Below are 23,414 nucleotides of genomic sequence, written 5' to 3'. Positions count from 1 at the left end.
TGGTACCAAATCCACCAATTGATTTATATCCTTTTGTTTCTGATGAGAAGATCAACTTAAATTGCTTCAAGTAGGATTGCAATTTATCAACCCCTTTGTTTATACCCGCTGGAATTGCTTCTAAAAAGCTGTACTTAATTGTAGCAAATTCAAAATGATTATAAGGTTTCATTGAGATACCCAATAAAGCGTCTTCGCCTAGAGTTGTATTGACTTCTTTGGTTGCACCATCTCGTTGCACCTGTACCAAAACAGACTTCCCTTTCTGGGTTTGAAGGTAAGCCAGGTATTCATCTAAGAATTTAAAATCCTTCCCATTTATCAAAAGTAACTCATCACCTTTTTTAAGACCTGCAGCCTTAGCTCCTGATTCTTTCGAAAATCCAGCAACAACAAAAGGTTGTAATGGAATCCTCGGTGTTATAACCGGACTCATTGAAAAGCCTTTACTACTCTTAGCTAACAAGTCTGGCACAAAGGTAGATGGAATAGCAATATCTATCATACTACCATTACGCTCAACCTGCATGCTTTTAGGGTCATTCAGAAGAATATTGGTTAAAATATCGGTGTATCTCACTTGTTTCTGATGATCCAATTCAAGAATCTTATCACCATTTTGCAATCCAATACTCTGTGCTATAGAATCACAAACATAACCATATTTCACATTCTCAGCAGGAAGATATTCGTCTCCCCAAGCAAATAGAACTGCTATATAAATTGCAAAAGCCAAAATAAAATTCACCAATACACCACCTACCATGATTAATAAACGTTGGTAAGCTGGTTTTGAACGAAACTCATATGGCTCAGGTGGCAATGCCATTTGTTCCTTATCCATCGATTCGTCCATCATGCCCGATATCTTCACATAGCCTCCTAATGGAATCCATCCAATACCGTATTCAGTATCCCCTTTTTTGTATTTAAAAAGAGAGAATCCCGGGTTAAAAAACATATAGAATTTTTCTACACGAGCTTTAAAAATTTTTGCAAAAACAAAGTGTCCTAATTCGTGAAGAACCACCAAAATAGACAGACTCAGAAGAAACTGAGATACTTTAATTAATATTTCCATTAAATTTCAATTATCAGATACATTGGCCCAAATCATATCAGGCATTATCATTGATTAAAAAATCACAACAAGGTACGGATTTTATAGCAAAGAGGCTGCTAATTGTCTTACTTCAATATCACTAGCAACATAATCCTCATAAACAGGATGAGAAATAAAACTTGCTTTCTGCATACAAGTTTCAATAATATCACTCATTTGAAGAAAACCAACTTGGTCTTTCAGGAAAGCCTCAACCATAATTTCGTTAGCAGCATTTATAATGCAAGGCATATTTCCACCCTTATTCATAGCCTCGTAAGCCAGAGCCAGATTTCTAAAACTTTTAGTATCCGCTGGCTCAAAAGTCAGATTTGGATAATCCAGAAAATTAAATCTCTCAAAGCTCGTTTTCAGGCGCTTAGGATAAGTTAATGCGAACTGAATTGGTAACTTCATATCAGGTAATCCCATTTGAGCTTTCATCGAAGAATCTTCAAACTGAACCAAAGAATGAACAATAGACTGAGGATGTACAATCACATCAACCTGCTCAGGCTTCAGATCAAAAAGCCACTTGGCTTCAATCACTTCAAAACCCTTATTCATCATACTGGCAGAGTCAATCGTAATTTTAGATCCCATATCCCAATTGGGATGTTTTAAGGCTTGTTTAGAAGTAACCTTTTCAAGGAATTTTCTATCTTTTCCTCTAAAAGGACCTCCTGATGCAGTGAGGTATATCTTCTCAATAGGATTTTCGAACTCACCAATCAAACACTGAAAAATAGCCGAATGTTCTGAATCAATAGGATATATACTTACCCCATTTTCTATAGCTAATCTCTGAATAATTTCACCTGCCACAACTAGGGTTTCCTTATTCGCGAGGGCAATATTCTTTTTAGCTTCAATAGCTTTAATCGTAGGCAATAATCCAGAATATCCTACCATAGCTGTTACAACAACATCAATTGATGACATGCTTACAACCTGGCATATTGCGTCGATACCTGCATACACCTTAATATCTTCATCCTTTAAGGCTTCAGACAAGTATTGATATTTATCTTCCCTTGCTATAACAACTACATTGGGTTGATATTTCTTTGCTTGGGCCACCAATAAGTCCACATTATTATTCGCTGTTAATACATCAACAACAAACAGTTCTGGGTTAGCGTCAACTACCTCTAAAGTTTGCGTTCCTATAGAACCTGTAGATCCTAAGATTGCAATATGTTTACTCATTTAGTCCCTTGCTTTTTTATTTGATTATTCTATCAATGAAATTTTACTGATAAAATTTAAAATTTGATATAATTTTCAGGATTCAGCGCTTTACCGTTATGCCACAATTCAAAATGTAAATGAGGCCCGGATGTCAATTCTCCTGAATTTCCAAGTATTGCAATAGCTTCACCGGCTCTTACAAACTCGCCTGGTTTTTTCAATAATTCCTGATTGTGCTTATAAATAGATACGAGATCTTTTCCATGCTGAATTTGGATCACATAACCCGTATTCAAAGTCCATTCAGCAAAAATAACTGTTCCATCCATCACTGCCGAAATCCTTTCATTCAATGGTCCAACAACATCTACACCATAATGACCGATTAGTCCATCGTAAGAATTAGATATCATACCCTTCATTGGTGTAAAAAAGTGAATGCTTGAAATCCCTCTAGCTTTGTTTTCTCCTGAAATGGTGAGGTTAAATTTCTCTTCAGCTTCGTGCTCTTTTCTGAATATGGAATCATTTTCAGACTGAGTGAACTGTAAGCCTTTGTATTTAGGGTCGACAATGGAATCAGCTTTATCTTCAATAGTATTTTCAAAGTCATTACCAGAAATGACATTCTTTATCCCCTCAAAAAATCGGTCACGTTTATCCAATTCTACAATCAACGAGTCAACCAAAGTTGAGTTCTGCTCAATACTACGACGCATCTGACCATCAGGGTAGCCAGGAATATATTCGCGTAAAGGTGTAAAGGCAATCAGCATAGTGATAAGGGCAATCAGCACAATTGAAAATAAACCTGCTACAGTAAATACATTTAATCTAGATAGTCGAAAAGACAATGCTTCCTCAAAAGTACTCTCGTTAGAGATTGTTAATCGGTACTTATTACGCAGTTTTTTTATAATTGCTTGTTTCTCTTTCACTTCACCCATACTTGTATAAATTTGATTGACTATACCTCAATAGACTCTGCCAAAACTTGAAAGGCAAAGTTATAAGAATTAAGCAAATTATGAGTGAAGCTATTCCGAAATAAAATAAGAAGTCTAAATAGATGTTTTTAAGCATTTCTATAAATATCATAAGATGTAGGTATTGTAAGGAAAATGGAAAGCATCTATGTTTGCAGGGTCGAAAGATTTTAATTTTATAATGTTTGATGGAATTCTTTAGAAAAATAAAAATTGCTGTGCTGATAGCACTCCTTCCTGCAATGCTCGCATTGACTGGGAATGCTATCTTCAACCGGCATATCCACAAACAAGCCAATGGGAGTTCGTATTCTCATGCCCACCCATTTAATACGCATAATTCAAACAACGGCAGCTCTCATTCACACTCAAGTAACGACTGTGTTTCGATTCATCACTTAACCAGTTTAATTTTTGTTGCCATCACGGCTCTTTTTCTGAGCTTGATATTCGAAAAACAACTTAAATGTTTTCAGTTTGAATCTTTACAAATAAAATTTGGCTACACGGCCAGTCTTTTAAACAATAGGCCTCCTCCTTTCCTGGCCTAATCATCTTGATTTTTCAATTTATCTCTTTCTCGGATTAATATTACCCATGCACACACCTATGGTCTTTAAGTCTGGACTATAAAATTAAATGCATGTACCGTAGAATGCGATTCATTTCTAAATATCAGCTGAATTCCAAGCCAAAAACTATTTCGTCTTATTAATCTAATTACTAGGTCTTATAATCACGAATTTTATAAAATATACAACTCACAATTGAACTGTTTATTCATATAAACTAATAGGGCTTATTTCATAAAAACTCAAACAAAAAAACACATATAAATGAGAGTCATCGCTAAATTTTGCCTTAGTTTAATACTAATAGCATCTATTTCTCTAGTATCCCTTGCAAAGAATAACACGACTACAATCAAAGGGAAAGTGATCAATATTGCGAGCAACGAACCTGTATCCTTTGCCAGTGTTGCTCTTGAAGGCACCTCAATAGGAGCAGTAACTAATTTTGAAGGGGAATTTGAAATTATAAATGTTCCTGCAGGACATTATCATGTTATAGCCAGTTGTGTTGGCTATCGTGCTGACAAGAAACACTACGATGTGAAACTTGGACAAGCCAATGCGCTTACTTTTAAAATGAACGAAGATTTTATTGGCCTCGATCAAGTTGTAGTTACAGCTGATAGAAATCAGGTATCGCGTAAGGATGCGCCGGTTGTTGTAAATTCAATTGGAACCAAATTACTTGAGAACACTGCCGCTTCTACCATGGCTGATGGCTTGATATTTTCACCTGGTTTGCGCGTTGAGAATGATTGTAATAATTGTGGGTTCTCTCAAGTAAGAATGAACGGACTTGAAGGACCTTACACACAAATCCTGATCAATTCGCGTCCAATATTCAGCGGATTGGCTGGAGTATATGGTCTTGAGCATATCCCTCCTAGCATGATTCAGCGTATTGAGGTCGTTCGTGGTGGCGGATCGGCTCTATTTGGTGGGAATGCCATTGCAGGGACTATTAATGTGATCACTAAAGATCCGGTAAGTAACTCGTTTAAAGTTGGTGCAAAATACAGCAGTGTAGGCACTGGTGTTAGCGCAAGTGAAAAACCGGCAGGCGATGTCATGGTTGATTTCAACGCTTCTATTGTTTCAGATGATAACAAATCAGGCATCTTCCTTTTTGGAATGAAACGAAACAAAGATGCCTGGGATGCTAATAGGGATGGCTTTTCGGATATTGTCGAATTAAAAAACTTAAGTGCTGGTTTCAATGCCTTCCATCGCTTAAGCGATTTATCTAAATTAAGCTTGGAATATCATGTTGTCGATGAATTTCGTAGAGGAGGCGATCAGTTAGATTTACCTGCTCACATGTCTTTAATTGCCGAACAAGTTAAGCACAACATTAACTCTGGAAGTATTACTCTCGATCAGTTTTTCTCAAAGGAAAGAATCAGCAAACTTTCAGTATATGCTTCGGCACAGCATATCGACAGAGCCTCGTATTATGGTGCTGCAACATTGAAAGATGAAAATGGTATTGATCTTCCCAAACCGATTTTCGACAACAGTGCTTATGGGGCAACACAAGATTTAGCTATTTCAGCAGGAGTCCAATTCTTTAGCCATACCGACAATTTACTTTTCGCGCCTGCCGATATCACCCTAGGTTTCGAAAATGTATACAATAAACTAAGGGATAAAAAACTGGCATATAATGATTACCAAAAAGACATTATTATACCAACAACCATCATTGCCAACCAAAGCTCAAACACAATTGGAGCTTACGCACAAAGTAAATGGGATTTAGGTTTTGGAACTTTCTTACTTGGTGCCAGAATGGATTCGTACAAGATTAAAAACTCAGTAGACAATTCTGAGATAAATAACACCGTAATAAGCCCTAGAGCTAATATGTTGTTTAAGCTTGCCGATGCTATGCAACTACGATTGAGTTATGCCAAAGGCTTTCGTGCCCCTCAAATTTTCGACGAAGATTTACATATCGAAGCCTCTGCTGCACGTCGTGTTATTCATAAACTATCTGAGAATTTAAAAGCTGAATCCTCAAATTCCTACACGGTATCATACGACGTAGACAAGAGCTTTGGAAAGGTACAAACCTACTTCCTGGCTGAAGGTTTTTATACCGATTTGAATGATTCATTCGTAAATGAATACAGCACCAACGACGAAGATGGTAATTTGATTGCCTACCGTAAGAATTCTAAAGGAGCCATTGTAAAAGGCATAAACATGGAATTTAAGATAGCACCATCATATAAACTAGACTTCCAGATGGGTATGACATTACAGTCGAGCGAATATAAAGAAAAAGTTGAACAGGGTGACTTGACAGAAATCAAGACAGATAAAATGTTGAGAACCCCAAATCACTATGGCTACTTTGCTATGAACTGGAAACCTCTACATGAATTCACAACCACCCTATCGGGGAGCTACTCGGGTTCTATGGATATGATTCACTTTGGAGTTGAGAAAGATGCTAATGGTGTGGCAACGGGCGATCAGCTTGTGAAAAGTGGTGAATTTATGGATATGGGTATCAACTTTGCGTACCATTTCGATTTGGGCGGCAATGTAAAACTGGAATTTGATTTAGGAATAAAAAATATCTTCAACTCTTTTCAGGATGATTTCGACAAAGGCGCTTATCGCGATGCCAGTTGGGTATATGGACCACTTAACCCTCGCACCATTTACTTCGGTATTAAACTTGGTAACTTGCTTTAGAGTTGATTTGAAGATTTGTTAATGTGATGATGCGTTGATTTCACACATATATAAAATTCAGACACCTTAAATCATCCTGCTCATCCAAGAAGTTTACCTTAAACGATCATGAGATTTTATCAAGCGGTGCGAAAACCTTTGGGTTTTTGCTCCGCTTTTTTTTATATGAATAGGATGAATATCTTTTTATAAATTGCAAGCCTTACAAATCAACTAAAAAATATGTTCAGAAAACTCATCCTTCTATCAAGTGTCCTATACTTGACGTCCTGCGCCGAGCTACAAACCATAGTCAACGAATATGCCGTTGAGCAAAATAAACCTCTAACATCATTCGATGTATCTCAAGGTTTAAAAGAGGCTTTACTCCTTGGTAGTAAGCAGGCATCGAACATTCTTTCTATAGAGGATGGCTTTTACAAAGACGAACTCGTTAAGATCTTACTACCTCCCGAGGCACAAACCATAAGTAAGAATATCAATAAAATTCCTGGCGGAAAAGATTTGGCAGATAAGCTTATTCTCCGATTAAACCGTGCTGCTGAAGATGCAGTAAAAGAAGCAGCACCAATTTTCGCATCTGCCATCACAGAAATGACCATTCAGGATGCTTTTGGTATATTAAAAGGGGACAAAAATGCAGCCACTCAATATCTAAAGTATAAAAGCTACGCCAAACTAAAAGATCTGTTTTTACCAAAAGTGAGAACTTCTCTTGACAAAAAACTGATTGCCAACTTGTCTACAAACGAATCCTGGAATTTGCTAACTGGAAGCTACAATCAGGTTGCAACAAGTTTTGTTGGACAATTAGCAGATCTCGAAACTGTCAACTCTCAGCTCGACGAATATGTGACGAACAAAGCTCTTGATGCGCTCTTTTTGAAAGTTGCTGAAGAAGAATTACAAATCAGAAAAGATCCTATGAAACGAGTGAGCTCCATTTTGAAACGCGTTTTTAGTCAGCAGGATTAAACTGATTTTAAAGAAACATAAAAAAAGAGGGGTGTAAACTTTAAAGTTTTCACCCCTCTTTTTTGTCTCAACACCACCAAACCCCTGCATAGCTTACATAAAACGAATCTAACGACGATATCAATATAACAATAAAATAACATAACAATACGCATGGCCAGCTCATTAAGATTTATTACATTTAAACCAGTGTAAGAAACATATTTAATAAACCGTTAGGATATAACTAACACAAATTCCAATAAAATGGCCAATATTGATGATTTTAACAGTTTAAAAGCACTATTCTTAGCAATCAAAAATGAAGATGTTCAGAACCCCAACATGCCTGTGAATACTTCGATACAAGAAGCTGAGGATACCTATTATTGGAGCAATATCCATAGAGAAAAACTTGCCACAGCAGGTTTAGATTTGGCAATTATAGATAGTATACTGGCTCGCACAGGAGCTCTTCAATACTCTCAGTCGGCATGGATGCAAGAGTATGATAACAAAGCCGAGGCCGAAAAACAGTGGAAAGAACTATCGCCATTGGCATTCGCTCTACGCGATGAATTGGTTCATTTTTCTCGATTTGCATACCGCGATAATCCTGCATTGATAAAGCAAGTTCAAAGAATTGCCGAAGGCCATACCAATGCAGATATGATTCAAGATTTAAGTGATTTAGCACTACTTGGCAAGGCTAATCCTGAAGGTTTAACAACAGTAGGCTTAGACCTTACGAAATTGGACACAGCCGAAACTTATGCCGAAAGCTTAGGTGTACTGCTATCAGAAGTAAACGGTGCACGTTCGACCAATAGTAAGCCAACAAAAGACATGCGCGACCGAGCCTTTACTTACCTTAAGCAAGGCGTTGATACCATTAGAGCAACGGGGCAATTTGTATTTTGGAAAGATGAAGAAAAAGCCAAACATTATGCAAGTGCTTACCATAGAAAAGAACCACAAAAACAAGAAATCGAAATTAGCGAATAGCTCTACAAGCCAGTCCCTAGACGGCTTATATTGTCCCGGGAAGGGTAAAAATGCCCCTAGACGTATGCACTTTATCCCTAGACAATAAAATATTGCTTGGGTACGCATCAAAAACCACCCTAGACGAGTAAACTTAGCCCGGGGAGCTATCATAATCGCCCTAGGCATACTCCTATTGACTGAAGGCAGTTCGACATTTAATAACAAACACCTCAAACTACAAGTTTGGGGTGTTTCTAATTATCTCATAGATTTTAAGTTTACAGAAACAAGAATAAAATAACAAAAAGCAGATCTGCCTTTCCACAACTTAAGCTAATCTAAACCCTAATTGACAATCACAGCTCCGTGAATATACCCTGTGATTATTTAGCAGAGGGTTTTTAGTAGTACTCCTAAGTCGCCTGATCAAAGATTAGGCGGCTTTTTTGCAATTTAAAGCATCCTTTTGCGTTAAAACAGTAAAAACCATTAAATTTGATCCAATCATAACCGATAAACGCATTTTTAGATGAGCACAGATTTGAAGACAGAGAAGAAAGATCAGATTTATAAAATCGTATTAATTTCACTAGGTGTTGTATTACTCACCGTATCTATACTTTTTCTAAAGACATATAGAGAAAACCGACAATATATTGCCGAGATTAAAATTGAAAAAGCAGATCTGGAAACAGAACTTAGAGACCTGTCACAAAACTACGATTCACTACAAACAAGTAATGACACCTTAAACCAGTTACTTGTAACCGAGAAAGGGAAAATCGATGAATTATTAGAAAGAATGCGAGTTTTCAGAAATAACTCATATTTCGAAATCAGCAAATACAAAAAAGAGATTGGAACACTTAAAGGTGTTCTTCGTAGCTATGTAATTCAGATTGACTCTTTGAATAGTAAAAATAAAGAATTGAATGCTGAAAACATTCGTGTTAAGAAGCAAATTTCCTGGGTAAAAGAGCGCAACGAAAAATTGGAGAGCACCACAGAAAATATGAAAGAGCTTATCTCAAAAGCTTCGGCTCTTGACGCTGTTTCTATTAATTGTTTCCCAATCAACAAAAAAGGTCGTGAAATCAAAAAGCTATCTAAAACAGAAAAGCTTAAAACAAGTTTCACCCTTAGAAAAAACATCACTATCACACCAGGCCTTAAAACAATTTACGTAAGAATTTCTCGTCCTGACGAGGTGATTTTAAGTAATCCTGAAGGCTTATTATTCGAATACGAAAACACACAAATGGCTTTTTCAGCAAAGCGTGATATTGAATTTGAAGGCAATGAACTTGAAGTTTCTATTTTCTGGGATAATGATGGAAGTCTAATAAAGGGAGAATATACTTTAGACCTTTTCTCAGAAGGTATTCACATTGGTAATGCCAAATTTAGTTTGAAATAAACAAATCTCCAGACTCATATTCTGTGACAAAGGTTTAAGAATATGAGTCTGTTTTTTAATACAATAAAAGAAGCATCAACTTAATAATCCAAGGTGCCTAAATAGCTATTAAAAAACCACTTTAAGCCATCCCTAACCCTCCAAAGTCAAGCAAATATGAACCAATGGCGAATTTAGAGGATCTTTCATTAGGATTTTTTTTCATGATCAAAACAAAGCACAAAAGTAATCTTTCCAACACGCCACAAATAGAAAAATCCACCTCGATAGGTGGATTAATCATTTCTAAAAAAACCGTGTAATTTATTGTAAATTCATTTTTACTTGAAAAGTGTTCGTGAGCCAAAGGCTCTAAATCCGATTAGCATCGAAACACATCCACTTTCAGTATCCTCAGGATTTTTGTTTTGATCGACAATAACTCTAACTATAAACTCGTCAGTACTTTCAACGGAAAAATCCCATGCATTCGTAAAGTCTTCATCTTTATTGTCGTACAAGATATTATATTCGACATCTAAAAGTTGAAATCGAATCTTGCCAAGCTGACCTTCTCCAGCAACCAAAACCCGGTATTCCTGATCTGCATAAAACGTTAATTGTAGCTCTGCAGTTTCTCCTTCTGATAAAACCGTATTATTAAGCTGTCCATTAAATGTATAAGGGCTCAATAAAGGGATACAATCTTTCTTGGTAAATTCATTACACTGAGAGAAGGCAAAACTCGAGATACAAGTTAATGCTATAATTAAAGTGATATATTTGTAAATTTTACTCATCCTTAAGATTATTATTTATCATTAAGACTCATTAAACAACTCTACATTTCCGTAATGCGTGCTCGAATTCTATCATTAATAGTCTTCACATCATTCAAGATGTTAGGAGGTACATTCAGTTTTACTTTATTCCCAATGACTGCCTTCCCTTTTTTGGATATCAACTTGGGCTTCCCTGATTTTTGCTGGCCAATTTCATTAAACTTTTCATTTAATTTTTTCAAATCCGGCAAGAAATCCTGAACTCTTTTTTCATCAGAGAACTGCTCCAGTAGTGCCAATAAGTTTTTCACAGAATAGCGTTGTTCAACAATCAGTTTAACCATATCGTCTTGAGGAGACTCAGGATCTAAAATATTGGTTGCTAAATATAGCGTTTCAATCCAGCCACCAAAAATGATAAGAGCTGCTGTACTCCCTCGTCGATTTTCCTTTAGATAGCTATCCGAATCTGTAAATGTCTCAGTAATGATTCTCAATAAAGAATCCTGGTTTTGCAAGTTCTTCTCAAGGCGTTTAGCAATAACACGCTCTCCTTCTTCAGGAATACCTAACTCACGCGTAAATTTTTTAACAACCACTAAAAATTTAGCGGCGTCTTGATATTGCTCGTAGATACGAATATAGCTTAGGTCTGCACCATAAACTCCCATATTCAGAGCCATATCAGCTTGAGTTAAGTAATTCTCAGAATTTGTACTTGGATTCAATAAATCTGGGTGGTAAGGCAGATTCATTCTCTGAATAATATTAGTCACCTCAACAGGTGATGGAACATTATAGAAAATACTCTTAACCTTCTTTAAACTTTGATGGTTGACAACCAATTCGTCTTTTATATTAGAAGAATCAGTTTTCGTTTTATTTTGACAGGCTACCGAAACAAAGGAGAAACCTAGCAATATTAGAAAGTAAGACAAGCGAATGCTAAATTTGAGCATAGTAGATTAATTTATTGCTTTATATATTTCAATTCAATAAAACTAAACCATTTATCTCAATTTTTCAATTCCTGATATGTATTTTTTAGTTATTCGTAAAAAAATGAAGCTAATTATATCAATTTGCGTGACTTAAGCACTAATTTGTGTTGAAAAACCAGCATCCTCTACCATCTTTGCAATCTCCTCTAATTCTGCAAGTTCAACCTTCCTAAGTGTTTCTACTGGAGTATCTCTTGATATCGTATAAATCATCACTTCACGAGGTTGTATCTTTTTCAGATGTTGCAACCATAAATCAATCTCTTCCTGAGAAGTATTATCGATGCTTTTCCCCTTATATTCACCTTTGATAAACAAAGTCTGAATAATAAGGTTTCCATTAAATTTTGATAAAAGATCGACAGTTTTTTCAAGATTGAAAGTACCTACTGGCTGATCTAAAGCAATAATGGTTTGTTCTTTTCCTCCGTCTAGCTTTAGAATATTATCCTCAACCTTATTCAAAGCATCAAAAACATCAGGCTTATGAATCATTGTGGCATTTGAAAGAACCGCAATTCTAGCTTCAGGAAAAATCAAATCCCTAAGTACAATGGTATCATCAATAATTCCTGCAAATTCGGGATGCATACATGGCTCACCATTTCCTGCAAAAGTAATCACATCAGGTGCTTCACCTTGGTTTTTCATCTCATTCAACTTTTGCTCTAGTTTTTCTTTAACTATAGCTCTAGGATGAAAATTAACCTTATAGGTTTCCTCAGGATTCCAACCACACTCACAATAGATACAATTGAAACTGCACAACTTACTATCGTTAGGCAATAAGTTAATTCCCAAAGAAACACCCAAACGTCTGCTCTTTACAGGACCAAATATGATTTTATCAAAAAGAAAAGTTGCCATATGCATTGAATTTTAGAGATGCAAAGCTATGGAAATATTGCCATTCGGCAAGACTCATAAGCTGATTTAAACCTTAAATACTCGAACTAATCCCATTCATTATTTAAACAAACTATTAATAACTAAACCATTCCCGAATAAATACAGATTTTCATAAGATCGATCTTGCTATTAAATACTCTCACATATAACTTATTATGAAATCATAATAAAGAAAATCAACACGAATTTCAACATCGTTTATGTTTCCAATTGAGTGAAAAAAAAATTCACTTTTTTAGTTTTGATTACTAAGCTTTTAGTATATTTCTGCTGCTAATCGATTTTAATTAGAGTTTAGAATTTTTATCTTTGTTTTTATGCTAGAAATATCAAGATATATTAAGGATTTATTATTCATACATGACTGTGTGATTCTTCCTGGATTAGGTGGCTTTGTAGCCAACTATTCCCCAGCTGTAGAGAATCCACTGACTAATGAGATGCTTCCTCCATCAAAGGCTGTTAGTTTCAATCGAAACCTAAAACAGAACGATGGCTTACTTATTAATTGTTTAGCAGAATCCGAAAGATTAACTTATTCAGAAGCAGAACGAGCAGTTGAGCTTTATATAGAAGACATTAGTGTTCGTTTACGCAGAAGTGAGAGAGTCGTTATTAATGAACTTGGTGATTTGTTTTACAACAAACGTCATAAATTACAATTCGAGCCAGCTAAAAACATTAATTTTCTTGCTGACCTTTTTGGAATGGAAAGTTTCGAACTTCCAGATCTAATCTTCCAGGAAAATACTCAGATTCGATCACTAATTATAAAAGAGAACATCTGGAACCGCTTTAGCCTTAAACGCAAGGTTTATGCAGCCGTTACGATTCCTTTCTTTTTAGGATTAGCATTAATCCCTGTGAATATTAGCAATAATCAACACCAATCTGCGGCTTCATTCAGTTTAATGGAGAGTACGCCCGATGTTCAGAAAACAAAGTCAGTTAAGGTAAGCGAGAAGATCTCTCCTGCTAACGAATTGGTTAGTTTTGAGCCTATAATCATCTATGCAAAGCCTAAGCATGCCATTAAGAACAAATCCGTTAAAGGGAAGTATTACCTAATAGCCGGAAGTTTTTCTAATATTGAAAACGCTAAGATTCTTAAAACAGTGATTGAAGCCAATTCATATCCAGCAACTATCATTAAGAACAAAAATTTGTTTGCTGTTGCTTTGAGTAAATTCAGCTCAAAAAATGAAGCTGATCGCTTCCGTAGGAAAGTATTACAAAAGAACCCAAATGCATCTTGTTGGGTTTTACAAAAATAAAAATCATATCGATTAAAAATATTTCAAGGAGTTTCCATAAATGGAGGCTCCTTTTTCATTTCCATCAAATATTTCTTTAATAGAAGCTTCATGCATAAAAGAAGCGAACCCAGATGATACAATAATTATTACCTTTGTCGGAATTTGAATGATCATCCCTGATAGTCAGGAATTAAAATATTATAAGGATAAAATCATGAGCGATAAAAAAGTCAGAGTTCGATTTGCCCCTAGTCCAACAGGACCTTTACATATGGGAGGTGTTAGAACAGCCCTTTTCAACTATTTGTTTGCCCGTAAGCACGGAGGAGATTTTCTATTGCGTATAGAAGATACCGATCAAACACGTTATGTACCAGGCGCTGAAGAGTATATTGCTGAAGCCCTAAAGTGGTGTGGCATTACAATAGACGAAGGTGCAACTGTAGGTGGAGAATATGGGCCTTACCGTCAATCTGAAAGAAAGCCTTTATATCGCGAGTATGCTGAAAAGTTAATCGCTACGGGCGATGCTTATTATGCTTTTGACACGGCAGAAGAACTGGATGCTATTCGTAACCAGTACGAAGCTGAGAAGAAGACCTTTACATACAATCCTGAAACACGCGGGAATTTAAATAACTCTTTAGCCTTATCTGCTGAAGAAGTTCAAGCAAAAATTGAAGCTGGAGAAGCTTATGTTGTTCGTTTTAAAATGCCAGTTAACGAAGAGCTTCATCTTAATGATGAAATTAGAAAGCAAGTTGTGTTCAACTCTTCGGCTCTTGATGATAAAGTGCTTTTCAAATCAGATGGCATGCCAACTTATCATTTAGCTAATGTGGTTGACGATTATTTAATGAAGATTTCTCACGTAATTCGTGGCGAAGAATGGTTACCATCTATGCCTCTTCACGTTTTATTATACAAGAAATTAGGATGGGAAGCCGAGATGCCGAAGTTTGCTCACTTACCTTTAATCCTTAAGCCAGTTGGAAAAGGAAAGCTCAGCAAACGCGATGGTGATAAATTGGGATTCCCAGTATTCCCATTGCTTTGGAAAGATCCAAAAACTCAGGATATTTCATCGGGTTACCGTGAAGAGGGTTATTTCCCTGAAGCATTCGTGAACATGCTAGCTCTCTTAGGTTGGAACCCAGGAACTGAGCAAGAGATTTTCTCGATGGAAGAACTATCACAGGCTTTCTCTCTGGAAAGAGTTGGAAAATCGGGTTCTAAGTTCGATCCGGAAAAAACAAAATGGTTCAACCGTCAATATTTATTGACTAAATCAGACGATGAAATTGGTCAACTATTCAGCCAAGAGGTTTTAGCTAAAAAAGGCATTGAAGCAGATCCAAATAAAGCTAGTCGTGTATGTGGCATGGTTAAAGATCGTGTTGACTTCATTTCGGAACTTTGGGATCATGTGAATTTCTTTTTTGAAGCACCAAAAGAATTCGATGCCAAAACAGCTAAGAAAGCTTGGAAAGAAGATGCTCCTGAATTAATGCAAGAGCTTAAAGCTATTTTAAGCGATATTACAGACTTCTCTTCGGCGAACACTGAAACAATCGTAAAAGAATGGATTACCGCTAAGGAAATTGGCTTCGGTAAAGTCATGAACCCATTCCGCCTTGCTATGGTTGGTGCTGGGAAAGGCCCACATATGTTTGATATTATTGAGCTATTGGGTAAGGAAGAAACTTTATCTCGTATCGATTATGCTTGTGAAACTCTTTAGTTATGAACTAATGGTATCTTAAACACCATTGCTACTTAAAATATAACAAAGCCTTGTAGAGATAAATATTATGATATCTTTACAAGGCTTTGTTGTATCTAAAATTGAACTGATGAGTATTTGTAAAATGACAAAAACAATCCTATTATTAAGCCTCTCGGCTATTATGTTTTCATGTACAAACGACACAGAAGAGGATAACTCGATCCTCAATGTTGATTTTAAATATGAAGTTGATATTGATGAAATAAAACTATCTTACAATTCGAATGATATCGATGGTGATCTTCTTACATATGAATGGTCTACTGAATCAGAATTAGTTAAATTAGTAAATGTAAGTGATGTTTCAACTTATTTTGAATTATCTGAGTCAAATCAAGAACAAAATATTGACATCACTCTAACTGTTAGCGATGTTGAATCTGAGAATTCTATAACTAAAACGATCACAGTTCCAAAATTTACTGAAACCAGAAAAATTGGCTTAGGAGCACAGGTAACTCACGAAAAAAGTAATGATGTTGAGTACAAATGGTATTATGATCAAGCTAAAACAGGTAAATACGCCGGTGTTAATTGTGGTCCCACAACTGTAACTATGGCCATTAAATGGGCTAACAAAAACTTTTCAGATACTCCCGAGGATGCTAGGTCCAAATACAGATCTGAAGGTGGATGGTGGTATACAAGCGATATCATTTCATATTTAAATATGAAGAACATCTCAAATTACGCTATTCATTTATCTTCTATTAATAAAGTGAGGAATGAATTGGATGAAGGGAATATTGTAATTATTTGTTTAGATATGTATTACATCAGTAATCAGAAAAAAGCAAACTGGCATGTTGATAAGTTTTATACAACAAACACAAAAGATTGGGGGCACTTTATATTAGCCAAAGGATACAAAGTTGTTGATGGAAAAGTCTTTTATGAGGTATATGACCCTAATGGATATGGAAGAACATACAATGATGGATCAAACAAAGGTGAAGGACGATATTATAGAGCAGAAGATTTAGATAAGGCAACCAATATTTGGTGGGATAATGCCATTGTTGTTACTCGCAATAAGACGAAAACTAAAAAAGGAATTAATCCTGCAACTATCGTTCATCAGAAAGGGCGATAATTGGCAAGGTATGTTTTTAATACTTTACAGCGTTTTTTCAAAATGATACAAAAATAGCCTTGGAAGTTCCAAGGCTATTTTTATATCTACTTATTTGAAAGTTCTTTCTATTTTTTAGATGTTTCCTCTACAAAATACTTCTTGTGAAACAGAAGAATCAAGGTCACACCAATTGTAATGTATGAATCAGCAACATTAAATACAGGGCGGAAAAACACAAAATGATCACCTCCCCAAACTGGAAACCAAGATGGGAAATTACCATCAACCAAAGGGAAATAAAGCATATCAACGACTTTACCATGAAGAAATGAAGAATAACCTCCAGCCTCGGGTAAAAAACTCGCCACTTGATAATAACTATCATTAAAAATCAAACCGTAAAAAGCCGAGTCGATAATATTGCCCATTGCTCCAGCAAAGATTAAACCGATAGATAAAATTAAACCCTTAGGTGCTTTCTTCTTACAGATATCATTCAGATACCATCCAATTCCACATATAGCTACAATACGGAAAAGGCTAAGTAAAATCTTACCCCATTTGCCTTCCAGCTCCATGCCGAAAGCCATTCCATTATTCTCGATAAAATGAATAATAAACCAATCACCAAATACTGAAAACTCTTCGCCGAGCATCATATGGGTTTTAATCCAAATTTTAAAAACCTGATCGAGTATTAAAAGCACAACAATAAAGAGTGCAGACTTTTTTATTAATGACATGCTATTGTTTTAATGTTAAAATCTTGGCTGCAATTACTACCGAGTGTTATTTATACCCTCGCGATTGAAAAACAAAATCACTGCTAACAAAACTGAAGACTATTTTTACTTACAGAACTAAGAGCCCCCGAATATAAACAAAAATGATTGGAAGACTTCTCTCCCAATCATTTTCTGTATGTTATAATTTGTTATTGAATTTGCTTGTTTTTCGCATCAATACTAAGTGTAGCATGAGGAACAGCGCGCAATCTTTCTTTAGAAATCAAATTTCCTGTCTCACGACAAACTCCATAGTTCTTATTCTCTATTCTAATTAGAGCAGCTTCTAGATGAGTTATGAATTTAGCCTGACGCTGTGCTAATCTTCCAGCTTCTTCTTTCGACAAAACTGAAGCACCTTCTTCAAGAACTTTAAAAGTTGGAGAAGTATCTTCTGTGTCGTTTCCCGAGCTATTTGAAATAACAGCTTTCAAGGTTTCATAATCCTTTTTGGCTTTTGCAAGTTTCTGAGTAATTAATTCTTTGAACTCCTGCAATTCTTCGTCTGTATAGCGTTTTCTTTCAGTCATAGATTTTGGATTTGATCCTAAAGATAACAAAAAAAGTATTACTTACTAAGCTTTTTAATTCGAATAAAAGTTTCGATTCCAGCCTCGATTTCAACATCTTTAGCGCCTTCCCCATTGATCTTTTCAACCAAACTCACTGAATCAGCGAGAGTTTGACTTCCAATATAATCTTTATGAGTTATAACCGCTTCGTTTATTGCATCGTGCATCTCAATTTCCAATGAAATTTTATCCGTAACATCAAAATCACTGTCCTTACGCAAATTTTGGATTCTATTTATAAATTCACGTGCAATCCCTTCTTTACGTAATTCATCAGAAATGTTGACATCAAGCGCAACAGTTAATTTACCTTCATTAGCAACTAACCAGCCTGGAATATCTTCCGAAACAATCTCAACATCCTGAAGTGTAAGAACAACATTTTCTTCATTTACAACAATTGTAAATTCAGCTTCTTTCTCAAATTTCACGATATCGTCCTGATTCATTTTAGCAATTTCAATAGCAATTTGCTTCATGATCTTACCATGCTTAGGTCCAAGAGTTTTGAAATTTGGCTTGATATTCTTAATCAATACACCCGATGTATCGGTGATGAACTCCATTTCCTTCACATTAATCTCAGAAAGGATAATGCCTTTTACAGCTTCCAACTGAGGAATCATGCTTTCGTCAAGAATTGGCACCATAATCTTACTCAATGGCTGACGTACACGAATCTTCACCTTACGGCGAAGACCTAGAACCATAGAAGAAATCTTCTGTGCCATGTCTTGTCTTTCCTCAAGGGCCTTATCAATTACTGACATATCTGCTTCAGGGAAATCCACCAAGTGAACTGAGTTCTCTGTGTAACGCTTCGATACTGAATTCAGATCTAAGAATAAACGATCCATAAAGAATGGAGCAATTGGTGATCCCAAAATAGAAATCGTTTCAAGACACTTATAAAGTGTTTGGTAAGCCGAAATCTTATCAGTCGAATAATCGCCACCCCAATATCTCTTGCGACACAAACGAACGTACCAGTTCGAGAGGTTTTCGTTTACGAAATCCTGAATAGCACGACCTGCACGAGTAAGTTCGTAGGTTTCGTAACACTCTTCCACTTCTTTCACAAGTGAATTTAAAAGAGATAGAATCCAACGGTCAATCTCAGGACGTTTTTCCATTGGCACATCAGCTTCTGAATATGTAAATCCATCAACATTAGCATACAATTGGAAGAAACTGTAAGTATTATATAGTGTACCGAAGAATTTACGACGAACTTCCTCAACACCATTTATATCAAATTTCAAGTTATCCCATGGCTGAGCATTGGTAATCATATACCAACGTAATGGGTCAGAGCCATATTTTTCGATAGTTTCGAAAGGATCAGCAGCGTTGCCCAAACGTTTCGACATCTTATTACCTTTAGCATCGAGCACCAAACCGTTTGAGATAATATTCTCGAAGGCTACACTATCGAAACACATTGTTGCAATAGCATGAAGCGTAAAGAACCATCCTCGAGTTTGGTCTACACCTTCAGCAATAAACTGAGCTGGGAATTTCTTATCGAAATCCTCTTTGTTCTCAAATGGATAATGTTGCTGTGCATAAGGCATCGCTCCAGAATCGAACCAAACATCGATAAGGTCAAGTTCGCGGAATAATCTCTGTCCCGACTCACTTACCAATACGATATCGTCAACATATGGACGGTGAAGATCAAACTTCTCGTAGTTCTCCTTTGAGTTATCACCTTCAACATATTTCTCGAGCATATTTTCGCCCATGAAACCTGTCGCAATAGATTTTTCAATTTCAGCTTTTAATTCAGGAACCGAACCAATACATTTCATTTCGCTACGGTCTTCGCTCACCCAAATAGGCAGAGGCGTGCCCCAATAACGAGAACGGGAAAGATTCCAATCCTGTAAATTCTCTAACCATTTACCGAAACGACCTTCACCAGTTGATTTAGGTTTCCAGTTGATGGTTTTATTTAACTCGATCATACGATCGCGAACTTTTGTCGTCTTGATAAACCACGAATCCAATGGATAATATAAAATTGGTTTATCAGTTCTCCAACAATGTGGGTAGTTGTGAACGTGCTTCTCAACTTTAAATGCCTGACTAGCTTTTTTCATTTCAACTGAAATATCAATATCCAAAGTAGGATCTTTTTCAGTCAAAGTATTATCGAAGGCATTCTTCACATAACGACCAGCATAAGGCGCATAAAGCTCAACATTTACGTGGTTCTTTACGAATTCTTCATCAAGGTCTTCAATTTTGAAGAACTTACCAGTACGGTCAACCATAGGTTGCATCTTGCCTTCCTTATCGCGGAAAATAAGTGGTGAAATGCCTGCAGCCTTAGCTACTCTATCGTCATCGGCACCAAAAGTAGGGGCAATATGAACAATACCTGTACCATCCTCGATGGTAACAAAATCAGCAAGAATAACACGGAATGCATCCCCTTCAGGTTTCACCCATGGCAATAATTGCTCATACTTGATTCCTTCTAGATCAGTTCCAGCACACTCAGAAAGTGGCTTATAAGGGATTTTCTTATCCCCAATTTTATATTCGCTTAACTCTACGTCTTTAAGATTTGTATCAAAGAAGTTATTGAATAACTCCTTAGCCAAAACCACAACACAATCCTTACCTGTGTATGGATTGAAAGTACGTACACGCACATAGTTGATCTTTGGTCCAACAGCTAAAGCTGTATTCGATGGCAAAGTCCAAGGCGTAGTTGTCCAAGCCATGAAATATGCATCACAGTCAATTCCTTCGAAAAGGAAATTACTCTTAGCATCTTTTTCAATCTTAAATAGACCAACTGCTGTTGTATCTTTTACATCTTTATAGCAACCAGGCTGATTCAACTCGTGAGTTGATAATCCTGTTCCTGCTGCTGGTGAGAATGGCTGAATGGTATATCCTTTATACAAGAATCCTTTATCGAATAATTGCTTAAGTAACCACCATAGAGACTCAATATAACGGTTATCGTAAGTGATATATGGTTCGTCCATATTCACCCAATACCCCATTTTAGCTGTTAAATCTTCCCACTCACGTGTGTATTTCATCACGTTTGTTCTACAAGCCTCGTTATATTCGTCAACGGTGATTTTCTTACCAATATCCTCTTTGGTAATACCCAATTCCTTCTCAACACCCAACTCAACTGGAAGTCCGTGTGTATCCCAACCTGCTTTACGGTCTACTTTAAAACCCTTAAGCGTTTTATAACGACATACAATATCTTTCAATGCACGGGCCATTACGTGGTGAATACCAGGCATCCCGTTTGCTGATGGGGGTCCTTCATAGAAAACAAAAGATGGATTTCCTTCGCGAGTCTCTAAACTCTTGTCGAAAGTCTTGTTTTCTTCCCATTCTTTTAAGATATCTTTATTGATCTGCGAAAGATCTAAGTTCTTGTAATCTGGAAATTTTGTGCTCATATTTTCGTTTTGATACTTGAAATTTAACTCCGTAAAATCAACGGGTTGAGACTGGTAATTAATTGATATCATTCCATTTATTTCCGTAAAAAATTAGGGAACGAACTAGATAGTTATCAACTAGAATACGATACTTCTTCTCAAAAGTTCACAAATATAGAAAAAATACAAGACATGATAACGATACCAAGCACTTAATCAAAGGAATATGAGGACTCTGATTCTACTCGAAATGAACAAATTTTAAACTCAAAAGGGAAATAACTTATAATCCGAAATTATTAAATATATTTAGCTTTGGATTCATTAAGAAATCCTACATTTTCGATGTCTACCAATTATCTCAAATAATGAATAATTCAGAAGAATACATCTATAAAAATGAGTGCTATGAGATTATCGGTTGCTGTATGTCTGTTCATTCAGAACTTGGTGCTGGTTTTCTTGAAGCCATTTATCAAGAAGCTTTGGAATTTGAGTTTAATAGAGAAGCTCTTCCTTTTGAAAAAGAAGTTGGAATCGAAGTTAGCTATAGAGGAGAGAAACTAAATAAGAACTATTTTGCTGATTTTATCTGTTATGGAGAAATAATTATAGAACTCAAAGCTGTTAAAACATTAGAAGATTCACATTATGCACAACTATTGAATTATTTGAAAGCCACAGAAAAGAAAATAGGTTTACTTATTAATTTTGGAGCAAAAAGCTTGCAATACAAAAGAGTTATCATGTAAATTTCAAGATGTGGATAAAAAATTGATAGCCACAGATTTCCTCAATTTGAAATCGTACTATAACATTTGTGTTAATTTGAGTCATTTGTGGACAAAAAATTGAAAAAACGCATAAAATTAAGAGCCACAAATTTCACAGATTTTCTCAAATTAAAATAACTAAGAAGAGTACACAACAAAATATGAGTGCACTAAAATAATTTGTACTAATTTGAATTATTTGTGGACAAAAATAATTGACAACCATTAATTTTAGCAACATGACAACAGTAAAAACAACATACTTAGGCGACCTAAGAACTGAAAATATTCATTTACAATCAGGAAATAAAATTTATACCGATGCTCCTGTTGATAATCAGGGTAAGGGTGAAGCCTTTTCACCGACTGATTTGATGGCAACATCATTCGGCTCGTGCATAATGACCATTATGGGCATTGTGGCTCGTGATAACAATATCGATATTGTTGGAACAGAGTTAAACATTACCAAGATAATGGCTGCTGATCCACGTCGTGTTTCTGAAATCGTTGCGGAGTTTGTATTTCCTAACAAAGAATATACCGATGATGAGAAAAAAATCATCGAGTCAGTAGCAGGAACAAGTCCAGTACCTTTAAGTGTTAGCCCAAATATGAAGCAAAACATTAAGCTGGTTTGGCCTAAATAACGAATAAGTGAAAGAGTTAATGAGTAATCACATCACTCATTAACTCAAATCTCATTTCCTCATCAATCTCAACACATGATTCTAGTTACTGGAGGTACCGGTTTGGTCGGTTCACATTTACTTTTCGATTTAGCTAAAAAAGGAGAAACCATTCGTGCTCTGAAAAGAGAGAACAGCTCACTTAAAGACGTTCGTGATTGTTTCTCATACTATTCAGATTCTGCCGATGAACTTTTCGATAAAATTGAATGGGTAAATGGTGACATGCTCGATACCGATTCGCTGGATGATGCACTCAAGGGAATTACTAAAGTCTATCATTGTGCTGCATTGGTTTCCTTCAAAAAAGCTGATAAGAATATCATGAAGAATATCAATGTTGAGGGAACAAGAAATATTGTTGACGCTTGCATTGAACACAAAATTCAGAAGCTATGCTATGTCAGCTCGGTTGCAGCTTTGGGAACCCCTGAGGAGAAAGGCGACATTGTAACAGAAACAACCCCATGGAGTCC

Annotated in this window: 20 protein-coding genes; 11 read left to right on the top strand and 9 right to left on the bottom strand. The window is 36.1% G+C overall.

The window, feature by feature from the left end; all coding sequences use genetic code 11:
- The 3 genes from rseP to ABY905_RS04605 all read right to left on the bottom strand — a co-directional run.
- Positions 1-1,081: RIP metalloprotease RseP (gene rseP / locus ABY905_RS04615; protein WP_372641036.1), on the bottom strand; the 1,081-nt coding region annotated here is incomplete at its 3' end.
- An 81-nt stretch (positions 1,082-1,162) separates the two neighbouring features.
- A complete protein-coding gene (locus ABY905_RS04610) occupies positions 1,163-2,311 on the bottom strand; it encodes a 1-deoxy-D-xylulose-5-phosphate reductoisomerase (protein ID WP_372641034.1) in 1,149 nt (382 codons plus the stop codon).
- 56 nt (positions 2,312-2,367) lie between these two features.
- On the bottom strand, positions 2,368-3,240 hold the full coding sequence (locus tag ABY905_RS04605; protein WP_372641032.1) for a M23 family metallopeptidase: 873 nt from the start codon (positions 3,238-3,240) through the stop codon (positions 2,368-2,370).
- Positions 3,241-3,467: 227 nt separating this feature from the next.
- On the opposite strand from ABY905_RS04605, the gene ABY905_RS04600 reads away from it, so the two are divergent.
- The 5 genes from ABY905_RS04600 (at position 3,468) to ABY905_RS04580 (ending at position 9,912) form a co-directional block, all read left to right on the top strand.
- Positions 3,468-3,830 carry a hypothetical protein gene (locus ABY905_RS04600; protein WP_372641030.1) on the top strand — a complete coding sequence of 121 codons (363 nt, stop codon included), beginning with the start codon at positions 3,468-3,470 and terminating at the stop codon, positions 3,828-3,830.
- Between the two features lie 285 nt (positions 3,831-4,115).
- Positions 4,116-6,554, top strand: coding sequence for a TonB-dependent receptor domain-containing protein (locus ABY905_RS04595; RefSeq protein ID WP_372641028.1), 2,439 nt, complete (start codon positions 4,116-4,118; stop codon positions 6,552-6,554).
- 222 nt (positions 6,555-6,776) lie between these two features.
- Entirely contained in the window at positions 6,777-7,529 is a 753-nt protein-coding gene (locus ABY905_RS04590; RefSeq protein WP_372641026.1) for a DUF4197 domain-containing protein, read from the top strand.
- A gap of 246 nt (positions 7,530-7,775) precedes the next feature.
- Complete coding sequence (locus ABY905_RS04585; RefSeq protein WP_372641024.1) at positions 7,776-8,513, top strand: hypothetical protein; 738 nt, start codon at positions 7,776-7,778, stop codon at positions 8,511-8,513.
- Between the two features lie 511 nt (positions 8,514-9,024).
- Positions 9,025-9,912: a hypothetical protein gene (locus tag ABY905_RS04580; protein ID WP_372641022.1), complete on the top strand. Its 888-nt coding sequence runs from the start codon at positions 9,025-9,027 to the stop codon at positions 9,910-9,912.
- A gap of 320 nt (positions 9,913-10,232) precedes the next feature.
- On the opposite strand, the gene ABY905_RS04575 is transcribed toward ABY905_RS04580, so the two are convergent.
- The 3 genes from ABY905_RS04575 to ABY905_RS04565 form a co-directional block, all read right to left on the bottom strand.
- The gene (locus ABY905_RS04575; RefSeq protein ID WP_372641020.1) at positions 10,233-10,691 is read right to left on the bottom strand and encodes a hypothetical protein; all 459 of its coding nucleotides are present in this window, start codon (positions 10,689-10,691) and stop codon (positions 10,233-10,235) included.
- 41 nt (positions 10,692-10,732) lie between these two features.
- Complete coding sequence (locus ABY905_RS04570) at positions 10,733-11,632, bottom strand: hypothetical protein (RefSeq protein WP_372641018.1); 900 nt, start codon at positions 11,630-11,632, stop codon at positions 10,733-10,735.
- A gap of 132 nt (positions 11,633-11,764) precedes the next feature.
- Positions 11,765-12,541 carry a radical SAM protein gene (locus ABY905_RS04565; RefSeq protein ID WP_372641016.1) on the bottom strand — a complete coding sequence of 259 codons (777 nt, stop codon included), beginning with the start codon at positions 12,539-12,541 and terminating at the stop codon, positions 11,765-11,767.
- 359 nt (positions 12,542-12,900) lie between these two features.
- Between ABY905_RS04565 and ABY905_RS04560 the strand changes: the two genes are divergently transcribed.
- The 3 genes from ABY905_RS04560 to ABY905_RS04550 all read left to right on the top strand — a co-directional run bounded on the left by ABY905_RS04560 (position 12,901) and on the right by ABY905_RS04550 (position 16,718).
- On the top strand, positions 12,901-13,857 hold the full coding sequence (locus ABY905_RS04560; RefSeq protein ID WP_372641014.1) for an SPOR domain-containing protein: 957 nt from the start codon (positions 12,901-12,903) through the stop codon (positions 13,855-13,857).
- A 196-nt stretch (positions 13,858-14,053) separates the two neighbouring features.
- Positions 14,054-15,580, top strand: coding sequence for a glutamate--tRNA ligase (gltX, locus tag ABY905_RS04555; RefSeq protein ID WP_372641012.1), 1,527 nt, complete (start codon positions 14,054-14,056; stop codon positions 15,578-15,580).
- Positions 15,581-15,692: 112 nt separating this feature from the next.
- Positions 15,693-16,718: a hypothetical protein gene (locus ABY905_RS04550; protein WP_372641010.1), complete on the top strand. Its 1,026-nt coding sequence runs from the start codon at positions 15,693-15,695 to the stop codon at positions 16,716-16,718.
- 107 nt (positions 16,719-16,825) lie between these two features.
- Here ABY905_RS04550 and ABY905_RS04545 read toward each other — a convergent pair whose 3' ends face one another.
- The 3 genes from ABY905_RS04545 to ileS all read right to left on the bottom strand — a co-directional run bounded on the left by ABY905_RS04545 (position 16,826) and on the right by ileS (position 21,494).
- Positions 16,826-17,443, bottom strand: a complete 618-nt coding sequence (locus ABY905_RS04545) for a lipoprotein signal peptidase (RefSeq protein ID WP_372641008.1) — start codon at positions 17,441-17,443, stop codon at positions 16,826-16,828.
- 191 nt (positions 17,444-17,634) lie between these two features.
- A complete protein-coding gene (locus ABY905_RS04540; protein WP_372641006.1) occupies positions 17,635-18,015 on the bottom strand; it encodes a TraR/DksA family transcriptional regulator in 381 nt (126 codons plus the stop codon).
- 38 nt (positions 18,016-18,053) lie between these two features.
- The gene (gene ileS, locus ABY905_RS04535) at positions 18,054-21,494 is read right to left on the bottom strand and encodes an isoleucine--tRNA ligase (RefSeq protein ID WP_372641004.1); all 3,441 of its coding nucleotides are present in this window, start codon (positions 21,492-21,494) and stop codon (positions 18,054-18,056) included.
- A 350-nt stretch (positions 21,495-21,844) separates the two neighbouring features.
- Here ileS and ABY905_RS04530 point away from each other — a divergent pair, with 350 nt between their 5' ends.
- The 3 genes from ABY905_RS04530 to ABY905_RS04520 all read left to right on the top strand — a co-directional run.
- Positions 21,845-22,228, top strand: a complete 384-nt coding sequence (locus tag ABY905_RS04530) for a GxxExxY protein (RefSeq protein ID WP_372641002.1) — start codon at positions 21,845-21,847, stop codon at positions 22,226-22,228.
- 260 nt (positions 22,229-22,488) lie between these two features.
- Complete coding sequence (locus ABY905_RS04525; RefSeq protein ID WP_372641000.1) at positions 22,489-22,899, top strand: OsmC family protein; 411 nt, start codon at positions 22,489-22,491, stop codon at positions 22,897-22,899.
- A 75-nt stretch (positions 22,900-22,974) separates the two neighbouring features.
- Positions 22,975-23,414 (top strand): NAD-dependent epimerase/dehydratase family protein (locus ABY905_RS04520; protein WP_372640998.1); only part of this gene is annotated, 440 nt, incomplete at its 3' end.

The sequence above is a fragment of the Ancylomarina sp. genome (assembly GCF_041555295.1).
In the GTDB taxonomy this organism is placed as follows: domain Bacteria; phylum Bacteroidota; class Bacteroidia; order Bacteroidales; family Marinifilaceae; genus Ancylomarina.
This window is presented reverse-complemented; position numbering and strand designations above follow the sequence as displayed.